This window comes from Xenophilus sp., assembly GCF_044462705.1.
GTDB classification, from domain to species: Bacteria; Pseudomonadota; Gammaproteobacteria; order Burkholderiales; family Burkholderiaceae_C; genus Xenophilus; species Xenophilus azovorans.
Map to the genome: position 1 here is coordinate 1 of NZ_JBIQNC010000038.1, position 15,425 is coordinate 15,425.

The window sequence follows — 15,425 nt, forward strand, 5'->3', positions numbered from 1 at the left end:
GAACCTCAGATGTTGATGGGCTCGGAATCTTGGAACCCGGTTGGCTTGAATGGAGAAATCTCATGGCAGCTTTTGACGCAACGGATCGTGACGTGGTGGTGGAGGTCGATGGCGAGGTGGTGCCGGTGGAACAAGGCCAGGAGCGGTCGATCCCGCTGAACAGCCTGTTCCTCTCGGAGCGGAACGTGCGCAAGGTGCGCAACACGGAAACCATCCCGGCGTTGGCCGCGACGATCGAGGCGCAAGGGTTGCTGTACCGCCTGTGCGTGGTGCCGGAGAAGCGCAAGGGCACAAAGGGTGAAACCTTCGGCGTGGTGGCGGGTGGTCGCCGGCTGGCCGCGTTGCATTGGCTGGTCAAGCAAGGCCGGATGGCGAAGGATGCCCCGGTGCAGTGCCTTGTGTTCGACGTGTCGCGCGGGGTGGCGGTGAGCCTGACCGAGAACTTCGCTCAGGAGGTCATGCATCCGGCCGACCAGATGGTGGCCTTCAAGAAGCTGGTGGACGAGGGCAAGACGGCGGGTCAGGTCGCCGCTGCCTTCGGGGTGTCGGTGCTGACGGTGGAGCGACGGCTAGCGCTGGCGAACCTGGCGCCGATGTTCATCGACCTGTACCGCGAGGGCAAGATCGAACAGGGGCAGTTGCAGGCCCTGGCCCTCACGTCCGACCATGAGCGTCAGCAGGCGGTGTGGGAATCGCTGCCCCAGTACAGCCGCAGCGCGTACAGCATCCGTGCCGCGCTGACGAAGGAGGAAATCAAGGCGTCGGAGCCACTGGCGGTCTTCGTCGGCCTGGACAAGTACCGGGAGGCAGGCGGCACGCTGCGCGAGGACCTGTTCTCCGAGAGCGATGCCGTGTTCCTGCAGGACGGTGCGCTGCTGAACCGGCTGGCGGCGGAACGCCTGGAAGCCGAGGCGACGGCCTTGGAAGAGGCTGGCTGGAAGTGGGCTGAGGTGCGGATGCACTTCACTTCGGCCGACCGCTCCCACTTCGCCCGTCTGCACTGCGAGTCGGCCAAGCCGTCGAAGCAGGAGGCGGCTGCGATGGACGACCTGCAGGCCAGCATCAACAGACTGAACGAGCGCCTGGACGAGTTGGAGGCGCTGACGGCCTACGACTCCGAAACCGACGAGGAAGGGGTCTGGACGGACGAACAGCAGGCGGAACACGACAGCCTGGAAGAGCAGGCCGAGCAACTGGTGGACCAGTTGAGCGCCATGCAGGATGTGCTGCGGGTCTGGAAGCCCGAGCAGAAGGCGACGGCCGGCGTGGTGTTGTCCATCGATTCGGACGGCACACTGTGCGTCACCGAGGGTCTGGTGCGCCCCGAGGACCGCAAGGCCATCGTTGCTGCGGCCAAGAACGGGGACGAAGGCGCTGCGGCTGCTGCCGAGGCCCTTTCCGCCTCCAGCCCGGCGCCGAAGGAGCGCGCGGAGTACAGCGCGGCCCTGTGCCAGAACATGACGGCCCACCGTACTGCCGCCGTGGCCGCGAGCCTTTCGCAGAACCCGGTGAGTGCGCTGGCTGCGCTGCTGCACACGCTGATCTTGCGCGAGCGTCAGCCCTGGCAGTCCTCTCCCCTGGATGTGCGCTTTGCCGATAACACCCACCACGTGGAGCGCAACGCGGCGGACTTCGACGGGACGAAGGCGGCAGGCGTGTTGAAGGAGGCCGACGCCCTGCTGGCATCGCTGCCCGGCGAGAGTTCCGACCTGTTCGCCCATCTGCTGGCGATGGCGGTCCCGGACCTGCTGAGCTTGCTGGCCCGCTCGGTGGCCCGCGCCTACAGCGTGCAGTCGCCCGATCCGGTGCGCAAGCACCCGCGTGGCGGCTTCGATCTTGCGCAGGGCATCGAATCAGCCCTCGGCGTGGACATGGCCGACTGGTGGTATCCGAGCATCGAGAACTACCTGGGCCATGTGCCCAAGTCCAAGATGGTCGAGGCCGTGACGGAGTGTGTGGGCGCCCAAGCCGCACAGCCCATCGAGAAGATGAAGAAGGCCGATGCCATCGCCGCGACCGCCTCACTGCTGGATGGCCGTCGCTGGCTCCCCTCCACCCTGCAGCCGTACCCGATGCCCGTCCTGCGGGAAGAGTTCGAGGAAGACGGCCAGGAAGAAGACGAGGACGAGCAGGGCTGATCGAAGCAGCCGCAGCCTCGCGCTGCGGCGCTTCTCGCCCACGGCCGAGGACACCCATGAACAACGACAAGAAGCGCCCGAGCGTGCGCTACTCCGGCGACACACCTCCCGCCACGCTGCGGGCATGGTGCGATGCCCATGCAGACCGGGTATTCGAATTGCACGCCGGCGGCGGCTATTGCACCGAACGGCCAGACGGCTTTGCCTACGACGTGCTGCTGCGGCCGGGCTGGTGCATGTCGGACGACTGCTGCCACACGCTGATCGAACCCACCGTGGCCGACATGCTGCGGCAGTTGCGGGCCATCGTGCCCTGCGACTGCGAGGACTGCATGACGGCGCTGGCCAAGGGCGGCGGGTCATGGTGACTGCACGCACCCCGCCCCCAGCCCTCACCCTTTCCCGGAGATAGCCATGTCCCTCATGCTCACCGACGCGCAGCGCAGCGCTGTGCGGTCGGCCCTCCTCGGCCGTCCGCTGGCCCTGTGTTTCGGCGCCGGCGTCGATTCCACCGCCATGCTCGTCCTGCTGCGCCTCGCCGGCCTGCGGCCGAGCGTCATCACCTTCGCCGACACGGGAGGCGAGAAGCCTCCGACCTGGGCCCACCTGGCGCGGATACAGGCCCTGCTGCGCGAATGGGGTTGGCCAACCGTCGATGTGTGCCGCAAGGCCACGCTGTCCACGACGCCCTACGACGACCTCGAAGGCAACTGCCTCGCCAACGAAACACTGCCCTCGCTGGCCTTCGGCCTGAAGTCCTGCTCGATCAAGTGGAAGCAGCAGCCGCAGGACCAGTTCCTGATCGGCGTGAGCCGGGGGCCGGCGCGCAGGTCTGCGCATCCGCTGTGGCGGCATGCCCAGGCGCGCGGGCAGCGCATCGTCAAGCTGATCGGCTACGACTGCGGGAAGGCCGACCGTCGGCGGGCGGCCGCAGCGGGCCGGGCCCTCGGACCCTGCGAATACTGCTACCCGCTCCAACTGGCCGGCTGGAGCCGCGCCGACTGTGTGCGGGCCATCGAAGACCATCTCGGCGCCGACATGGTGCCGATCAAGTCGGCGTGCTTCTTCTGCCCGGCCTCGCGGCCCTGGGAGCTGTTCTGGCTGGCCGGCCACCATCCCGAGCTGATGGACAGGGCCCTGCATGTCGAGCGTCGCGCCCTCACCGGACGGCACAGCCGGTTCGACGACGTGGATTTCGGCGACGACTGGGAGGCGATGGTGCGCGATGCGCCCAGCTTCCCGAGCACGAAAACGACTGTGGGACTCGGCCGCTCCTTCGCCTGGAACCACTGGGCGCGCCTCAATGGCGTGGTGGACGAGAACTTCACCGTGCGCCGCACCAGGCGCGCCCGGTTCATCGCCATCGCCGCCGAGCAGCTGCAGGTGGACAACGCCCTGGACCGCAGGGCATGCGGGGCACTGCCATGAGCCGACAGATCTCGTCGCCGGCGGCTGCGCTGCAGCCTGCCAATCGCGGCGCGCCTGGCCGGCGTTCTGGCGAGGCCGCCGGCGCCTACATCCGCCGGCTGCTGACCGAGGGGTGGCTGCTGCCCGTGAAGCTCCCTGGCGTGCCTGTCCTGACCTGGGCCGACTAGCCGTGCCTGCGCCAGAATCCGCGCGTCCATGCGTCAGCCCTTGCGCTTCATCCGCCTGTCGGCGTCCGTCGCCTTGCCGGAGGGCTCGGCCGGCGCTCGCGCGCAGAAGTGGATGCCGCACTCACCCGATGCGCTGCGGCATCTGCAGGCGCTGGCGGACGCCGGCAACGACCTCTATGGACAGGGCACGCATCGGGTCGAGGAAACGACCCGCTCGGCCCCCTCCTCCACCGAGACATGGAAGGCACGCACGACGGCGAAGCGAAGCCGATGGGTATCGGCGCTTCGCGCACCTGACCGCTCAGGCGAGGACGCCTGATCGGTTCCAATTCAAATCACAAGGGAGTTCTTCATGGAAAAGTTCATTCAAGAAAACAAAGGGTGGCTTGTGAGCCTGGCGGCCACGATCATGGCCGTGCTTGCGCTGCTGCTGTGTGCAGCGCTGACGGCGCCTGGTGAGCCCATGCCTGGCCCCATCAAGGTCGCGGTGCTTTTTGTCGGGGCTGCAGGCGCGTTTGCCACGGGGCTGCTTGTCAGCATCTCGGCGAAGCGTCGCGGATCGATGCTCGCAGCGCTCGCGGCCGCCGCGCTCGAATTTCTCGCCGTCGCCGCGCTCGGCTTCTACGTGCTGAGGGAGTTTTGGCTGTATTACAGCGGCTAAGAAATTGGCCCATAGAGCAGCGTGGAACCACGGTCTACTTTGGGCCGAGTGGCGTCAAAATCCAAACAGTGCGTTATCGAAGGGAGAATTTCAATGAAAGCACCCAGCACGCTGGCGTTTGTCTTGCGCTGGCACTTTGTTCAGTTCATTGCCGGAATCATCTTAATCGTCGCTGGTGTCATTGGCTTTGCCAACTATGCACCGGCACCGACCCACGCGGACTTTACGGTCGCCTTTGATCTGGGCATCTGGCCATCTGTCGTGAGTTTCGTGATTGGCGTTTTCAACGTCTGGCGCGCATGGTCTAAGGGGCGTGCCTTGCGCAACGGGAGGTAGCAGCGTTCGCCGGGATCGGGTGGGCGGCTGTAGCTTGCATCGACGTGGATTCGCGTCGGTGCTCATAGAAAGCAAGGGAGAGATTCGTGGAAAAGCCGTCTTCGGCGCATCCGGCATTGCTCGCGCTGGATCGTCTGCCGAGCATCGTGAACGACGTGTGGCGCCGGCATGAGCAGTTGCGTGATACCTACCGCGAACAGCAGCCCTGGCCGGCCTGGTGCTATGCACCCACCGCCGTTGCGTTCCCTCTCGTCGGTGAACGCCCTGCCCTGGCCGCCAAGGTGACGGCGCTGGCCGCGTGGCGGATGACCAAGACCATTCTTCGCTTCGATCCGACGCTGCGCGCCGCCCTCGCTGAAACGCAGCTCGATGCGGCCCTGCCGGTGGATGTGCTTCGCCGCCTGCCTGGCTGGTGCATCTACGTGGAACTGGATGGGATGCAGACCTTCCGCGGGCCCGCGCATGGCGTGTGGTGCTTACTTGAGCCAGGTGGAGCGACTGAGACTTCCCCGTTCTTCCTCTCGATGCTGCTGAACACCGCGCACGCGCCGGAAGCGATGGGGGACGAGCGCGCGATGCTCGGCCTCAGCGTCAAGCTGGAGGGTGACTCCCTTCTTGAATCGGTGCGCAGCACGTACCACTCTGCCGATGATGAACTGCGCCGCCACCTGGCCGGAATCATGCAGCCGATCCTGTCGCTGCTGCTCTACGTCTGCTCGGCCGGTGCCGAGCTGACCCGGGGTGGGCAGCCTGGCTGGCCGGCGCCGCCGGCGCCGGTGCGCACCCGCCGCGGCGGAGAGCGGTTGTTTCCGGCGGAGCGGCCCGCGCTTTGGGACGTGGGCCTGCGCCTCGGCGCGGCGCTTCGCATCGCCTACGAGGCTGCGCGGGGGGACCATCATGACGCCGACATAGCCGGCAGGCCTTCGCCGGCGCCCCACGTGCGCCGTCCGCACTGGCACACCTACGTCCTGGGGTCACACCGCGTTGACCTGGCGCTACGGCCGCGTGAGGTGCGCTGGATGCCGCCGATCCCGGTCGGCATCGAGGACATGGCGGATGCGCCTGCCGTGGTCAGGGCGGTTCGGTAGCCGCGCGCCGCTCAGGTGTTCAGCTCCAGCCAGGCCTCGGGGGTGAGCCATCCGTCGTTGTCCGGCCCTTCCTCGTCTGGCAGGCTGGTGGTGACCCACGCGCGCGTGCCCAGGCAGAGTGCCGCGCTGGCCAGGCCGCGGGCGTAGCCGACAGCCTCGGCATCGTCGCCGGCGTCGAGGCCTGTGCGGTGGCCGTTCTCGAACCTACAGAAGATCATCATGCGGGTTGAAGTCTAGGGAAGGTCTGAACAAGGCCGATTCAAGCGCACGCCTGGCGCATCAAGTGGGCGCGTGATCAGGCAGTGCCGCGTCTGACTCGCGTTTTCAGGCGATTTCGACCTCATTTCCTCGCCTCACGCTGTTTTCGGACGGACCACTCCCGTCATGGCCATCAACTGCTTTCGCGCCATCCACAGGTTCGACAGCGCGAACAGGGTCACCACGTGCGCGGTGTTCTTGGCCAGCCCGCGGAAGCGCACCTTCACCAATCCGAACTGGCGCTTGATGACGCGAAACGGGTGCTCCACCTTCGCGCGCGCGCTGGCCTTCCGATGTTCCTGCTTCTGGACCTTGGCCTTGGCGCGGCCTTCGGGCATCTTGGCGATGTCGCTCGGTCTGGCCGCGATGTGCCACTGCAGATCGTCGCGGCCCACGCGGCTCGGAGCGCCGCGGTAGCCGGAGTCGGCCCACACCTGTTCTTCCTTGCCATGCAGCAGATCGGCCACCTGTTCGACGTCGGCCTCGTTGGCCGCCGTGGCGGTGACCGTGTGCACCAGGCCGCTGTCGGCGTCCACCCCGATATGCGCCTTCATCCCGAAGAACCACTGGTTGCCCTTCTTGGTCTGGTGCATCTCCGGGTCGCGTTCTCCTTCGGCGTTCTTCGTCGAGCTGGGCGCCGCGATGATGGTGGCGTCCACGATGCTGCCGCGCTTGAGCAGCAGGCCCTTGCGCGCCAGCAGCGCGTTGACCGCCTTGAAGATGTCGTCCGCCAGGTCGTTCGCCTCCAGCAGGTGCCGGAAGTTCAGGATCGTCGTCTCATCCGGAATCGGCTCGTTCAGGCTCAAATGCGCGAAGCTGCGAAGCGAGGCGATCTCATACAGCGCTTCCTCCATCGCCGGGTCGCTCAGGGCAAACCAGTTCTGCATCAGGTGCACCCGCAGCATCGACTCCAGCGCGTACGGCCTGCGGCCGCGGCCGGCCACTGGGTAGTGCGGCTCGATGATCTTGAGCAGCACCTTCCACGGCACCACCTGCTCCATCTCCTCCAGGAACACCTCGCGCCGGGTCTTCTTCCGCTTGCCGGCGTACTCCGCGTCCGCAAAACTGATCTGGCTCATTCGCGCAGGCTCCTTTGCGCTATTCAACGCGCCGCGGCATGATCGGTGGACTTGTTCAGACCTTCCCTAACGCCACCAAGCAGAACATCTTCTACTTACACGGGGCGCTTCCACTCTTCGACACTGGGACGCAGGTGATCAAGGAGCAATACGACCCGGTTGAGGGTTACCTGCTTGAGAAGATCAGCCAGAGAATCGAGAAGGAGGAGTACCCCATATTCGTGACCGCAGGCAATGGGGATGAGAAACTGGCTCAGATCCGGCACAACCCCTACCTGTCTCACTGCTACGACGCCCTATGCGAAGTAGATGGCTCGGTGATCACGTTGGGATTTGGATTTGGCGAGTACGACTTGCACATTCTTGAAGCTCTAAACCGCGCCGCACACTACTTGTCGAAGAGCGCGCCCAAGTTGTGGAGCGTGTACATCGGCGTGTATTCGGATATCGATAAGGCGCGAGTCGCTGAGATTGAAAAGGTGTTTCACGCCAAGGTGCATACATTCGACGCCAGGACCGCGCCCGTCTGGCAGTAGCCCACGGCACTCTAGCCGTCGAGGAGGAAGTCGCCCCAGCACGGGCGAATCGAAGCGGCAAACCGCTACAATGCGCGGCTGAACCGCGGGCGTCGTTCAATGGCAGGACCTGAGCTTCCCAAGCTCAAGACGTGGGTTCGATTCCCATCGCCCGCTCCAGTGGACCACTGCGTCTTAGGGCCAGTGCCGCTGCACGACGGCGGCGTTCAACGGCTCGGTTCCTCCCATATCCCTTGCGAGCGGTCCACGGAGCAGTAGCCCCAGCGCAGCCCCTTCCCGCTATCCCACCCTCTCCCCCAAAAAATCCAGCACCAGCCGCGAGATATACCCCAGCCACGCGTCCTTCGCCTCCGCCTGCAGCATGTCGAACCCCAGGAAGTGCGACATGGTCGCCGAGTTCGACAGGTAGTAGTAGCACAGCGACACGATGGTCAGGTGCACCTCCGTGATCGTCACGTCCCGGCGGAAGTGACCCGCGGCCACGCCGCGCGACATCAGGTCTTCCAGCACCGATAGCAGCGCCCCCGAGCTGCCGCGGATCCGCTTCGAGTCCCGCACATGCCGGGCGCCGTGCAGGTTCTCCGAGTTCACCAGGCTGATGAACTCCGGGTGCTCCTGGTAGTAGCGCCAGAGGAAGGCGATGAAGCGCTTCATGCCGTCGCGCGGGTCGAGCTGGCGCAGCTCGATGCGCGAGACGGCTTCGATGATGTCTTCATGCACCTTTTCGAGCGCGGCGAGGAAGAGGGCTTCCTTGCTCTCGAAATGATAGTAGAGCATCCGGTCGCTGGTGTTCGCGCCCTTGCTGATGCGCTCGATGCGCGCCCCGCCGAATCCCTCCTGGGCGAACTCGCCGACGGCGGCGGCAACGATGGCTTCGCGCGCCCCCGTTCTCGGGCGGCCCACCGGCTTCGCCGTGGGCGCAGGGGCTGCGCGCCGCGCGGATGGACGTTTCTCTTGCATGGCTCCTCCACCCGCGATTGTAGGTAGGCGCTAACAGAAAAGAGATCGGGCCAATCCCGAGGTAATTAGGGAAAACACGGGCTCGGTGGGGGCCAGATTGCAGCGTAGTATGTAAGAAGGCACTTTCAAAACAGCCACCACAGGAGAAATGATGGCCCCCTCCCTGCCGAGAACCTTGGCGCTCTTCGCCGCGACCGCTTCGCTGCTGGCCGGCATCGCGTTCGCGCCCGCGGCGCGCGCCGCCGAGATCACGATCGGCTTCGTCAACCCGCAGACCGGCCCGTTCGCGGCGCTGGGCAAGGCGGCGCGCCGCGGCATGGACCTGGCGCTCGAAGGCGCGAAAACGAATCCGGCGCTCAAGGGCGTGACGTTCAAGGTGGTGGAGCGCGATTCGGCGGCCAAGGTGGCCGACGCCATCCGCTACGCCCGCGAGCTCGACACCCGCGAGGGCGTGGACGTCCTCATGGGCGGCCTGTCGAGCGCCGAGTGCCTGTCCATGCAGCAGTTCGCCCGCGAGGCCAAGCTGGCCTACCTGGTCGCCAGCGGCTGCTGGGTCGACGAGTTCAACGCGCCGGACCGCATCAACAAGTACGCCTTCCGCATCCATGCGAGCAACAAGCAGCGCAACGTCGCCTTCGTGTCCTGGCTGTCCCAGAACGTCGGCAAGCGCTGGTACGTGATGTACTCCGACACGGCCTACGGCCAATCGGGGCTCGCCGCGTTCAAGGAAGCCGGCGGCAACGTGGTCGGCTCGGTGGGCGTGCCCTTCGGCGCCACCGACATGGCGGCCTACGTGAGCCGGGTCGACCGCTCGGCCGACGGCGTGTACTTCGTCTTCGCCGGCCGCGACGCGACGCTCGCCCTGCAGGAGGCGCTCTCGCAAGGCCTGGGCAAGAAGATGAAGCTCGCCGGCATGCAGTCGCTGGTGATCCCGGAAGTGTTCGCCAAGCTGCCGGAAGCGACCGAAGGCCTCGCCTACATCGGCGGCTACCTGCGTGAAGCCAACGGCCCGCTGGACACGCCCGAGAACCGCGCCTTCCAGAAGGCCTACCGGGGCGCATCCGGCGACCCCATCCCGCTGAACGGCTACGAGTCCTATGTCTCCACCAACGCGCTGCTGAAGGCCATCGAGAAGTCCGGCTTCCGCGGCCGCGACGACACCGACAAGCTGATCTCCGCCCTGGAGACGCTGGACGTGCCGGCCAGCGTGCAGTTCCCCGGCGGCCCGCTGAAGGTCCGCAAGGAAGACCGGCAGGGCATCAGCCCGCTCTACATCGGCACCGTGCGCGGCGGCACCGAGCAGGTGATCCAGCAGATCCCCGCGTCGGACGTGGTCCGCATCAAGTAAGCGCGCTTCCATGTACCTGCTCGAAACCCGGGCGCTGTCGCAGCGCTTCGGGAGCTTCCATGCGCTCCGGAATGTCGCGCTCCAGGTGCGGCCCGCCAGCGTCCACGCCTTGATCGGCCCCAACGGGGCGGGCAAGAGCACCTTGCTGAACCTGCTGGCCGGCGCCACGCGCCCGGTGGGCGGCTCCATCTGGCTCGATGGACGCGACATCACGGCGCTCCCGGTCCATCGCCGCGCCCGCCTGGGCATCGGTCGCTCCTACCAGGTGGTCCGCCTGTTCGAGGGCTTGACCTGCCTGCAGGCGGCGGAACTGGCCGTGCAGCGCGACCTGCCGTGGCGCGAATGGGTCCTGCCCGCGGGCCGCCGCCGTGTGCGGGAACAGGCGCACGCGTTGTTGCAGCAATGGCGGCTGGGCAGCTGGGCCGAGGTCGAGACGAGCTCGCTGGCGCACGGCATCCAGAAGCGGCTGGAGATCGCGCTGGCGCTCGCCAACGAGAGCCGGCTGCTCCTGCTGGACGAGCCCATGGCGGGCCTGACGACGCAGGAGCGCGCCGAGCTCGCCGACGTGATCCGCGAACTGGCGCGCGACAAGGCCATCGTGTTCGTGGAGCACGACATCGACATGGTGATGGCGCTGGCGGACCGCGTGACGGTGCTGCACAACGGCGAGATCCTCGCCGAAGGCACGCCGCAGGAAGTGCGCGCCCATGCGGCGGTACGCGCCGCCTACCTGCACAAGGAGGCCGCGCATGCTTGAAGTTCGCGGGCTGGAGGCCGGCTACGGCGCGTCGCGCGTGGTGCACGGGGTCGACCTGGCCGCCGTCGGCGGCGAGGTCGTGAGCCTGGTCGGCCGCAACGGCGTGGGCAAGACGACCACGCTGAAGGCCATCATGGGGCTGGTGGACGTGCACGGCGGCGAGGTGCGCGTGCGCGGCGAGACGATCACCCCCGCGCCGGCGCTGGCCTCGCGGCGCGGCATCGGCTACGTCGCGCAGCAGCGCGAGATCTGCCCGGACCTGACGGTGGAAGAGAACCTGCTCGTCCCGCTGTATGCGAACCGGCTGGACGTGCGCAAGGTCGAACTCGCCTACAAGCGCTTCGGCCGGCTGGCCGAGCGGCGCGCGCAGGTGGCCGGGTCGCTGAGCGGCGGCGAGCGCAAGCTGCTCGCCTTCGCGCGGATCATGCTGCTGGAGCCGTCGATCTACCTGATCGACGAGCCCACGGAGGGCCTCATGCCCAAGGCCGTCGACGAGATCGGCGGCGTGATCGCGGAGCTGGCCGGCGCCGGCGCCTGCGTGGTGCTCGTGGAGCAGAACCTCGCCTTGCTGCGGCAGCTGTCCACGCGCGTCTATCTCATGAACAACGGTCGCGTCGAAGCGACCGCCGACACGCTCGGCGCGGCGGAAGCGGAACGCTTCCTGGGAATCTGAACATGGAGCAACTCGGCATCCAGCTCACGAACGGCCTGCTGGTGGGGACGACGATCGCCCTCACGGCGCTGGGCCTGAGCCTGGTCTTCGGCATCCTGCACATCGTCAACCTGAGCCACGGCGAGTTCTACATGCTCGGCGCCTACCTGGCCTGGGTGTTCCAGGGCTGGCTCGGCAACTTCTGGCTGGCGGTGGTGCTGTCGGCAATCGCCACCGGCCTGATCGGCGGCGGCATCCTGATGATGTTCTTCCGCCGCATGCTCGGCTCCGGCCCGCTGCGCTGGGCGCTGCTGACGCTGGGCATCGGCTACGTGCTGCGCGAACTGGCGCAGCACGTCTTCGGCGAAGACTTCAAGCTGGTCGACCTGCCGCTCGAAGGAACGCTGCCTTTCCTGGGCGGCAAGTACCGCGTGCTGGTGATGGCGCTGGGCCTGGCGATGATCGCGCTGCTGAGCGTGTTCCTGGCGCGCTCGCGCCAGGGCATCCTGATCCGCGCGATCGCCAGCAACGAGGAGGCGGCTTCGGTCGTCGGCGTCTCCACCTGGAAGGTCTACTTCCTCGTGAGCGTGATCAGCGCGGGGCTCGCCGGCCTGGCCGGCGCCTTCATGCTGCCGGTGACGAGCGCCTATCCGCACATGGGGCTGGAGATCCTCATCATGGCCTTCGTCGTGGTGGTGGTCGGCGGCATGGGCAACGTGCGCGGCACCTTGCTGGCAGGCTTGCTGGCCGGCGTGATGCAGTCGGTGCTGTCGCTCGGCATGAAGCCGACGTTCGCCTCGCTGCTCACGCTGCTGCTGCTGATGTCCATCGTGATCTGGCGGCGCGCCGGGGTGCGGGCATGAACGCCCCGGTGCTTTCCGGCCGCGTGCTGGCGCTGCTCGCGCTGGTGCTGCTCGCCGTGCCGCTGTTCCTGTCGCGCTTCGGCGTCTACATCGCCACCGAGCTGCTGATCTGGGGCCTGTTCGCGGTGTCGCTGGACCTGCTGCTGGGCTACACGGGCTTGCCGAGTTTCGGCCACGCCGTCTTCTTCGGCGTGCCGGCGTACGCCTTCAGCATCGTGCTGCTGCGGCAGGACAGCTTCGCGCTCGCGATCGCGGCGGCCCTGCTGGCCGTGGTGCTGCTGGCGGTGCTGGTGGGCTACTTCGCCCTGCGCACCGGCGGCACGGGCTACATCATCGTGACGCTGCTGGCCTCGTTCGCATTCTTCACCTTCGTGCTGGCCGCGACCGGCCTGACCGGCGGCGAGGACGGCCTGCTGCTGCCGCGCAACCGCTCGTTCGCGGCGCTGCCGCCGAAGCTGGGCTACGCCATCGTCGCCGCCGTGGCGGTGGCCTGTTACCTCGGGGCGCGGGCCCTGGTGCGCTCCAACTTCGGCCTGCTGCTGCTGGCGATCAAGTCGAACGAGCGGCGCGTCGAAGCCCTGGGCTACGACGTGAATGCGGTGAAGCTGCTGGTGACGCTGGCGTCCGCCCTGATCGCCGGGATCGCCGGAGTGCTGTACGCGCTGCTGGTGCGCACGCTGTCGGCCGACCTCGTGGGCCCCGCGCTGTCCAACGAGGTGGTGATCTGGGTGCTGCTCGGTGGCCTGCAGACGCTGTTCGGGCCCGTGCTGGGCGCGGCGCTGTTCATGTCGCTGAAGCAGATCCTGAGCACCTCGACCTGGTACCCGCTGCTGCTCGGCCTGAGCTTCGTCGCCATGGTGCTGTGGGCGCCGCGTGGCGTCGTGTCCCTGTTCCGCTTCCGGCGCCGCGCGCCGGCCTTCCAACCCTCTTCCCCTTCCGGGTCCTTGCAATGAAAGTCGAAGAAAACGAAGAACTCACCCGCGTCGGCGCGGACACCCCCGGCGGCCGCATGCTGCGCCGCTACTGGCACCCCGTCGGCGTCAGCGCCGACCTGCGCGACACGCCCAAGCTGGTGAAGGTGCTCGGCGAAGAGCTGGTGCTGTTCCGCAAGCCCGATGGCGAGTGCGGTCTGATCGACTCGCGCTGCCCCCATCGGGGCGCGTCGCTGGCGGCCGGCTATGTCGACCAGCAGGGCCTGCGCTGCCCGTACCACGGCTGGCTGTTCTCTCCTTCCGGGCAATGCCTGGACCAGCCCTGCGAGCCGGCCGAAAGCCGCTTCAAGGACCGCATCCGCCAGGTGAGCTACCCGATTGAGGAACTGGGCGGCCTGATCTTCGCGTACATGGGGCCGGCGCCGGCGCCCATGCTGCCGCGGCTGGACGTGCTGGTCGCCAGCAACGGCACGCGCCGCCCCGCCTTCGCGCGCTACGTGCCTTCCAACTGGCTCCAGATGGTGGACAACCACCAGGACCCGACGCACACCACGGTGCTGCACCGGGAAGTGCAGCCCTGGCTGCAGCCGCCGGAGTGCCACTACTTCGACACGGAGCTGGGCTCGATCGCGGTGGCCGTGCGCGACGGCCCCGAGCAGGGCACGCGCTACGTCCGCGAAGTGCACTTCTTCGCGCCCAACGGCATGAAGGTGCCGATCCCGGACACGACCGAGAAGACGATCCAGGGACCGTCGACGATCCGCTGCGTCTGGGTGGTGCCGATGGACGACTACAACTCGGTGGAATGGGAAGTCGTGTTCGCGCCCTTCGACGCGGACGGCCGGCCGACGCCGTTCAACTACGACGCCGATCCCACCCTCTACGAGATGCCGGTGCCGCAGCCGTTCCAGGAATACATCCGGCCGGGAACGCCGGCCTATCCGGATTATTTCTCGGGGGGCGCCAAGGGGGCCACGGTGATCCTGCGCCAGGACACGCTCACCCAGGCGAGCCAGGGCAGGCTGCAGCCGCGCGAGCTCGAGCATCTCGCCTCGTCCGACCGCGGCGTGATGAAGTCGCGGCGCATCATCAAGGAGTGCATCGATGCCGTGGCGCGGGGCGAGGACCCGCGCGGCGTGGTGCGCGGTGCGCCGGCCGATCACGTGGTCGAAGTGGAGATCGCCGAGGAGATCGTGTCCGAGCAGGAGTTCCAGGCGCTGCTGGCCCACGGCAGCCTGTACAAGGCGCGCCGGGCATGAGCGTCGCGCGCACGGCCGACGGCGAGACCCGGCGCGTCCTGGTCCGTGGCATGCGCCTGGAGGCGTGCGATGTCCTCTCGGTCGAACTGGCCGACCCCACGGGCGCGCCGTTGCCGGCCTGGGAGCCGGGAGCGCACATCGACGTGATCATCGACGGCGTCGGCACCGCGCAGTATTCGCTGTGCGGTCCGCTGGGCGCGCCGACGTGGCGCCTCGGGATCCTGCACCAGCCGGAGGGGCGGGGCGTGTCCCGCTACATCCACGGCGCGCTGCGGCCGGGGGCGTCGCTCGACGTTCGCGGGCCGAGGAACCATTTCCGCCTGGACCCGGCCGGCGAGTACCTGTTCATCGCCGGCGGCATCGGCATCACGCCGCTGCTCCCGATGATCGCGCAGGCCCGGGCGCAGGGCGCGCGCTGGCGGCTGTTCTACGGTGGTCGCAGCCGCGGCTCGATGGCGTTCGTCCAGGAGCTGGGTGATGCAGGCGAGGGCGTCCACCTGTTCCCGGTCGACGAGCGAGGCTTCCTGCCGGTCGCCGATTGCCTGCAGTCGGCGCCGGCGGCCGCGGTCTACTGCTGCGGTCCCCAAGGGCTGCTGGAGGCGGTCGAGGAGGGCTGCGCCAGGGCGGGGCGACCGGCGCCGCGGATCGAACGCTTCAGCGCGCCCGTCGCGGCACAGGCCGCCGCGCAGCCGTTCTCGGTGGTGCTGGCGCGCAGCGGCAGGACCCTCGATGTGCCAGCGGATCGAAGCATCGCCGACGTGCTCGACGAGGCCGGCGTGTTCGTTCCCACGTCGTGCCGGGAAGGCATCTGCGGTTCGTGCGAGACGCGCGTCCTGGACGGGGCGGTCGACCACCGCGACGGGCTCCTGTCCGAGGAGGAGCGCCGCAGCGGCCAGACGATGATGGTGTGCGTCTCGCGCGCCTGCGGCACGCGCCTCACGCTCGACCTCTGAGGCGCGCTGC

The 15,425-nt window shown here is 67.7% G+C and carries 19 protein-coding genes and 1 tRNA gene; 17 read left to right on the top strand and 3 right to left on the bottom strand.

Annotation, left to right across the window (positions count from 1 at the left end):
* Positions 1-62 precede the first annotated feature (62 nt).
* From ACIY1X_RS08580 to ACIY1X_RS08615, 8 genes are all read left to right on the top strand, one after another.
* Complete coding sequence (locus ACIY1X_RS08580; RefSeq protein ID WP_084217418.1) at positions 63-2,138, top strand: ParB/RepB/Spo0J family partition protein; 2,076 nt, start codon at positions 63-65, stop codon at positions 2,136-2,138.
* A gap of 56 nt (positions 2,139-2,194) precedes the next feature.
* On the top strand, positions 2,195-2,506 hold the full coding sequence (locus ACIY1X_RS08585) for a hypothetical protein (protein WP_038215289.1): 312 nt from the start codon (positions 2,195-2,197) through the stop codon (positions 2,504-2,506).
* 55 nt (positions 2,507-2,561) lie between these two features.
* Positions 2,562-3,566, top strand: a complete 1,005-nt coding sequence (locus ACIY1X_RS08590) for a hypothetical protein (RefSeq protein WP_399679815.1) — start codon at positions 2,562-2,564, stop codon at positions 3,564-3,566.
* Entirely contained in the window at positions 3,563-3,733 is a 171-nt protein-coding gene (locus tag ACIY1X_RS08595; RefSeq protein WP_157008313.1) for a hypothetical protein, read from the top strand. Before ACIY1X_RS08590 ends, ACIY1X_RS08595 begins: the two co-directional genes overlap by 4 nt.
* A 28-nt stretch (positions 3,734-3,761) precedes the next feature.
* Positions 3,762-4,052 carry a hypothetical protein gene (locus tag ACIY1X_RS08600; protein ID WP_157008315.1) on the top strand — a complete coding sequence of 97 codons (291 nt, stop codon included), beginning with the start codon at positions 3,762-3,764 and terminating at the stop codon, positions 4,050-4,052.
* Positions 4,053-4,085: 33 nt separating this feature from the next.
* Entirely contained in the window at positions 4,086-4,394 is a 309-nt protein-coding gene (locus ACIY1X_RS08605) for a hypothetical protein (protein ID WP_157008317.1), read from the top strand.
* A gap of 93 nt (positions 4,395-4,487) precedes the next feature.
* Complete coding sequence (locus ACIY1X_RS08610) at positions 4,488-4,730, top strand: hypothetical protein (RefSeq protein ID WP_157008319.1); 243 nt, start codon at positions 4,488-4,490, stop codon at positions 4,728-4,730.
* 86 nt (positions 4,731-4,816) lie between these two features.
* Complete coding sequence (locus tag ACIY1X_RS08615; RefSeq protein WP_157008321.1) at positions 4,817-5,818, top strand: hypothetical protein; 1,002 nt, start codon at positions 4,817-4,819, stop codon at positions 5,816-5,818.
* A gap of 11 nt (positions 5,819-5,829) precedes the next feature.
* On the opposite strand, the gene ACIY1X_RS08620 is transcribed toward ACIY1X_RS08615, so the two are convergent.
* Both ACIY1X_RS08620 and ACIY1X_RS08625 read right to left on the bottom strand, forming a co-directional pair.
* Positions 5,830-6,039 carry a hypothetical protein gene (locus tag ACIY1X_RS08620; RefSeq protein WP_038215296.1) on the bottom strand — a complete coding sequence of 70 codons (210 nt, stop codon included), beginning with the start codon at positions 6,037-6,039 and terminating at the stop codon, positions 5,830-5,832.
* Positions 6,040-6,171: 132 nt separating this feature from the next.
* Positions 6,172-7,155, bottom strand: coding sequence for an IS5 family transposase (locus tag ACIY1X_RS08625; RefSeq protein ID WP_399679816.1), 984 nt, complete (start codon positions 7,153-7,155; stop codon positions 6,172-6,174).
* 38 nt (positions 7,156-7,193) lie between these two features.
* On the opposite strand from ACIY1X_RS08625, the gene ACIY1X_RS08630 reads away from it, so the two are divergent.
* Both ACIY1X_RS08630 and ACIY1X_RS08635 read left to right on the top strand, forming a co-directional pair.
* Complete coding sequence (locus tag ACIY1X_RS08630) at positions 7,194-7,691, top strand: DUF4917 family protein (protein ID WP_051953990.1); 498 nt, start codon at positions 7,194-7,196, stop codon at positions 7,689-7,691.
* Positions 7,692-7,776: 85 nt separating this feature from the next.
* A tRNA-Gly gene (locus ACIY1X_RS08635) sits at positions 7,777-7,850 on the top strand.
* 120 nt (positions 7,851-7,970) lie between these two features.
* Here ACIY1X_RS08635 and ACIY1X_RS08640 read toward each other — a convergent pair.
* Positions 7,971-8,651 (bottom strand): TetR family transcriptional regulator, encoded by a 681-nt coding sequence (locus ACIY1X_RS08640; RefSeq protein WP_084217312.1) that lies wholly within the window; start codon positions 8,649-8,651, stop codon positions 7,971-7,973.
* A gap of 175 nt (positions 8,652-8,826) precedes the next feature.
* On the opposite strand from ACIY1X_RS08640, the gene ACIY1X_RS08645 reads away from it, so the two are divergent.
* The 7 genes from ACIY1X_RS08645 to ACIY1X_RS08675 are packed head-to-tail and all read left to right on the top strand — an operon-like array spanning position 8,827 to position 15,415.
* A complete protein-coding gene (locus ACIY1X_RS08645) occupies positions 8,827-9,999 on the top strand; it encodes an ABC transporter substrate-binding protein (protein WP_399679817.1) in 1,173 nt (390 codons plus the stop codon).
* 10 nt (positions 10,000-10,009) lie between these two features.
* Positions 10,010-10,756, top strand: a complete 747-nt coding sequence (locus tag ACIY1X_RS08650; protein WP_038212096.1) for an ABC transporter ATP-binding protein — start codon at positions 10,010-10,012, stop codon at positions 10,754-10,756.
* Positions 10,749-11,429: an ABC transporter ATP-binding protein gene (locus ACIY1X_RS08655; RefSeq protein ID WP_038212098.1), complete on the top strand. Its 681-nt coding sequence runs from the start codon at positions 10,749-10,751 to the stop codon at positions 11,427-11,429. The genes ACIY1X_RS08650 and ACIY1X_RS08655 overlap by 8 nt, the downstream gene beginning before the upstream one ends.
* A gap of 2 nt (positions 11,430-11,431) precedes the next feature.
* Entirely contained in the window at positions 11,432-12,271 is an 840-nt protein-coding gene (locus ACIY1X_RS08660) for a branched-chain amino acid ABC transporter permease (RefSeq protein WP_038212100.1), read from the top strand.
* Positions 12,268-13,224, top strand: a complete 957-nt coding sequence (locus ACIY1X_RS08665) for a branched-chain amino acid ABC transporter permease (protein ID WP_399679818.1) — start codon at positions 12,268-12,270, stop codon at positions 13,222-13,224. The genes ACIY1X_RS08660 and ACIY1X_RS08665 overlap by 4 nt, the downstream gene beginning before the upstream one ends.
* Positions 13,221-14,462 (top strand): Rieske 2Fe-2S domain-containing protein, encoded by a 1,242-nt coding sequence (locus ACIY1X_RS08670; protein WP_399679819.1) that lies wholly within the window; start codon positions 13,221-13,223, stop codon positions 14,460-14,462. Before ACIY1X_RS08665 ends, ACIY1X_RS08670 begins: the two co-directional genes overlap by 4 nt.
* Entirely contained in the window at positions 14,459-15,415 is a 957-nt protein-coding gene (locus ACIY1X_RS08675) for a PDR/VanB family oxidoreductase (RefSeq protein WP_038212112.1), read from the top strand. Before ACIY1X_RS08670 ends, ACIY1X_RS08675 begins: the two co-directional genes overlap by 4 nt.
* The last annotated feature ends 10 nt before the right edge of the window (positions 15,416-15,425 follow it).

Excerpts from the sequence above, each read along its gene's own strand:
- ACIY1X_RS08675 (WP_038212112.1), top strand. The coding sequence starts at position 14,459 with ATGAGCGTCGCGCGCACGGCCGACGGCGAGACCCGGCGCGTCCTGGTC.
- ACIY1X_RS08585 (WP_038215289.1), top strand. The coding sequence starts at position 2,195 with ATGAACAACGACAAGAAGCGCCCGAGCGTGCGCTACTCCGGCGACACA.
- ACIY1X_RS08605 (WP_157008317.1), top strand. The coding sequence starts at position 4,086 with ATGGAAAAGTTCATTCAAGAAAACAAAGGGTGGCTTGTGAGCCTGGCG.
- ACIY1X_RS08650 (WP_038212096.1), top strand. The coding sequence starts at position 10,010 with ATGTACCTGCTCGAAACCCGGGCGCTGTCGCAGCGCTTCGGGAGCTTC.
- ACIY1X_RS08665 (WP_399679818.1), top strand. The coding sequence starts at position 12,268 with ATGAACGCCCCGGTGCTTTCCGGCCGCGTGCTGGCGCTGCTCGCGCTG.
- ACIY1X_RS08630 (WP_051953990.1), top strand. The coding sequence starts at position 7,194 with ATGATCGGTGGACTTGTTCAGACCTTCCCTAACGCCACCAAGCAGAAC.
- ACIY1X_RS08595 (WP_157008313.1), top strand. The coding sequence starts at position 3,563 with ATGAGCCGACAGATCTCGTCGCCGGCGGCTGCGCTGCAGCCTGCCAAT.
- ACIY1X_RS08660 (WP_038212100.1), top strand. The coding sequence starts at position 11,432 with ATGGAGCAACTCGGCATCCAGCTCACGAACGGCCTGCTGGTGGGGACG.
- ACIY1X_RS08580 (WP_084217418.1), top strand. The coding sequence starts at position 63 with ATGGCAGCTTTTGACGCAACGGATCGTGACGTGGTGGTGGAGGTCGAT.
- ACIY1X_RS08600 (WP_157008315.1), top strand. The coding sequence starts at position 3,762 with ATGCGTCAGCCCTTGCGCTTCATCCGCCTGTCGGCGTCCGTCGCCTTG.
- ACIY1X_RS08670 (WP_399679819.1), top strand. The coding sequence starts at position 13,221 with ATGAAAGTCGAAGAAAACGAAGAACTCACCCGCGTCGGCGCGGACACC.
- ACIY1X_RS08590 (WP_399679815.1), top strand. The coding sequence starts at position 2,562 with ATGCTCACCGACGCGCAGCGCAGCGCTGTGCGGTCGGCCCTCCTCGGC.
- ACIY1X_RS08625 (WP_399679816.1), bottom strand. The coding sequence starts at position 7,155 with ATGAGCCAGATCAGTTTTGCGGACGCGGAGTACGCCGGCAAGCGGAAG.
- ACIY1X_RS08655 (WP_038212098.1), top strand. The coding sequence starts at position 10,749 with ATGCTTGAAGTTCGCGGGCTGGAGGCCGGCTACGGCGCGTCGCGCGTG.
- ACIY1X_RS08610 (WP_157008319.1), top strand. The coding sequence starts at position 4,488 with ATGAAAGCACCCAGCACGCTGGCGTTTGTCTTGCGCTGGCACTTTGTT.
- ACIY1X_RS08640 (WP_084217312.1), bottom strand. The coding sequence starts at position 8,651 with ATGCAAGAGAAACGTCCATCCGCGCGGCGCGCAGCCCCTGCGCCCACG.
- ACIY1X_RS08620 (WP_038215296.1), bottom strand. The coding sequence starts at position 6,039 with ATGATGATCTTCTGTAGGTTCGAGAACGGCCACCGCACAGGCCTCGAC.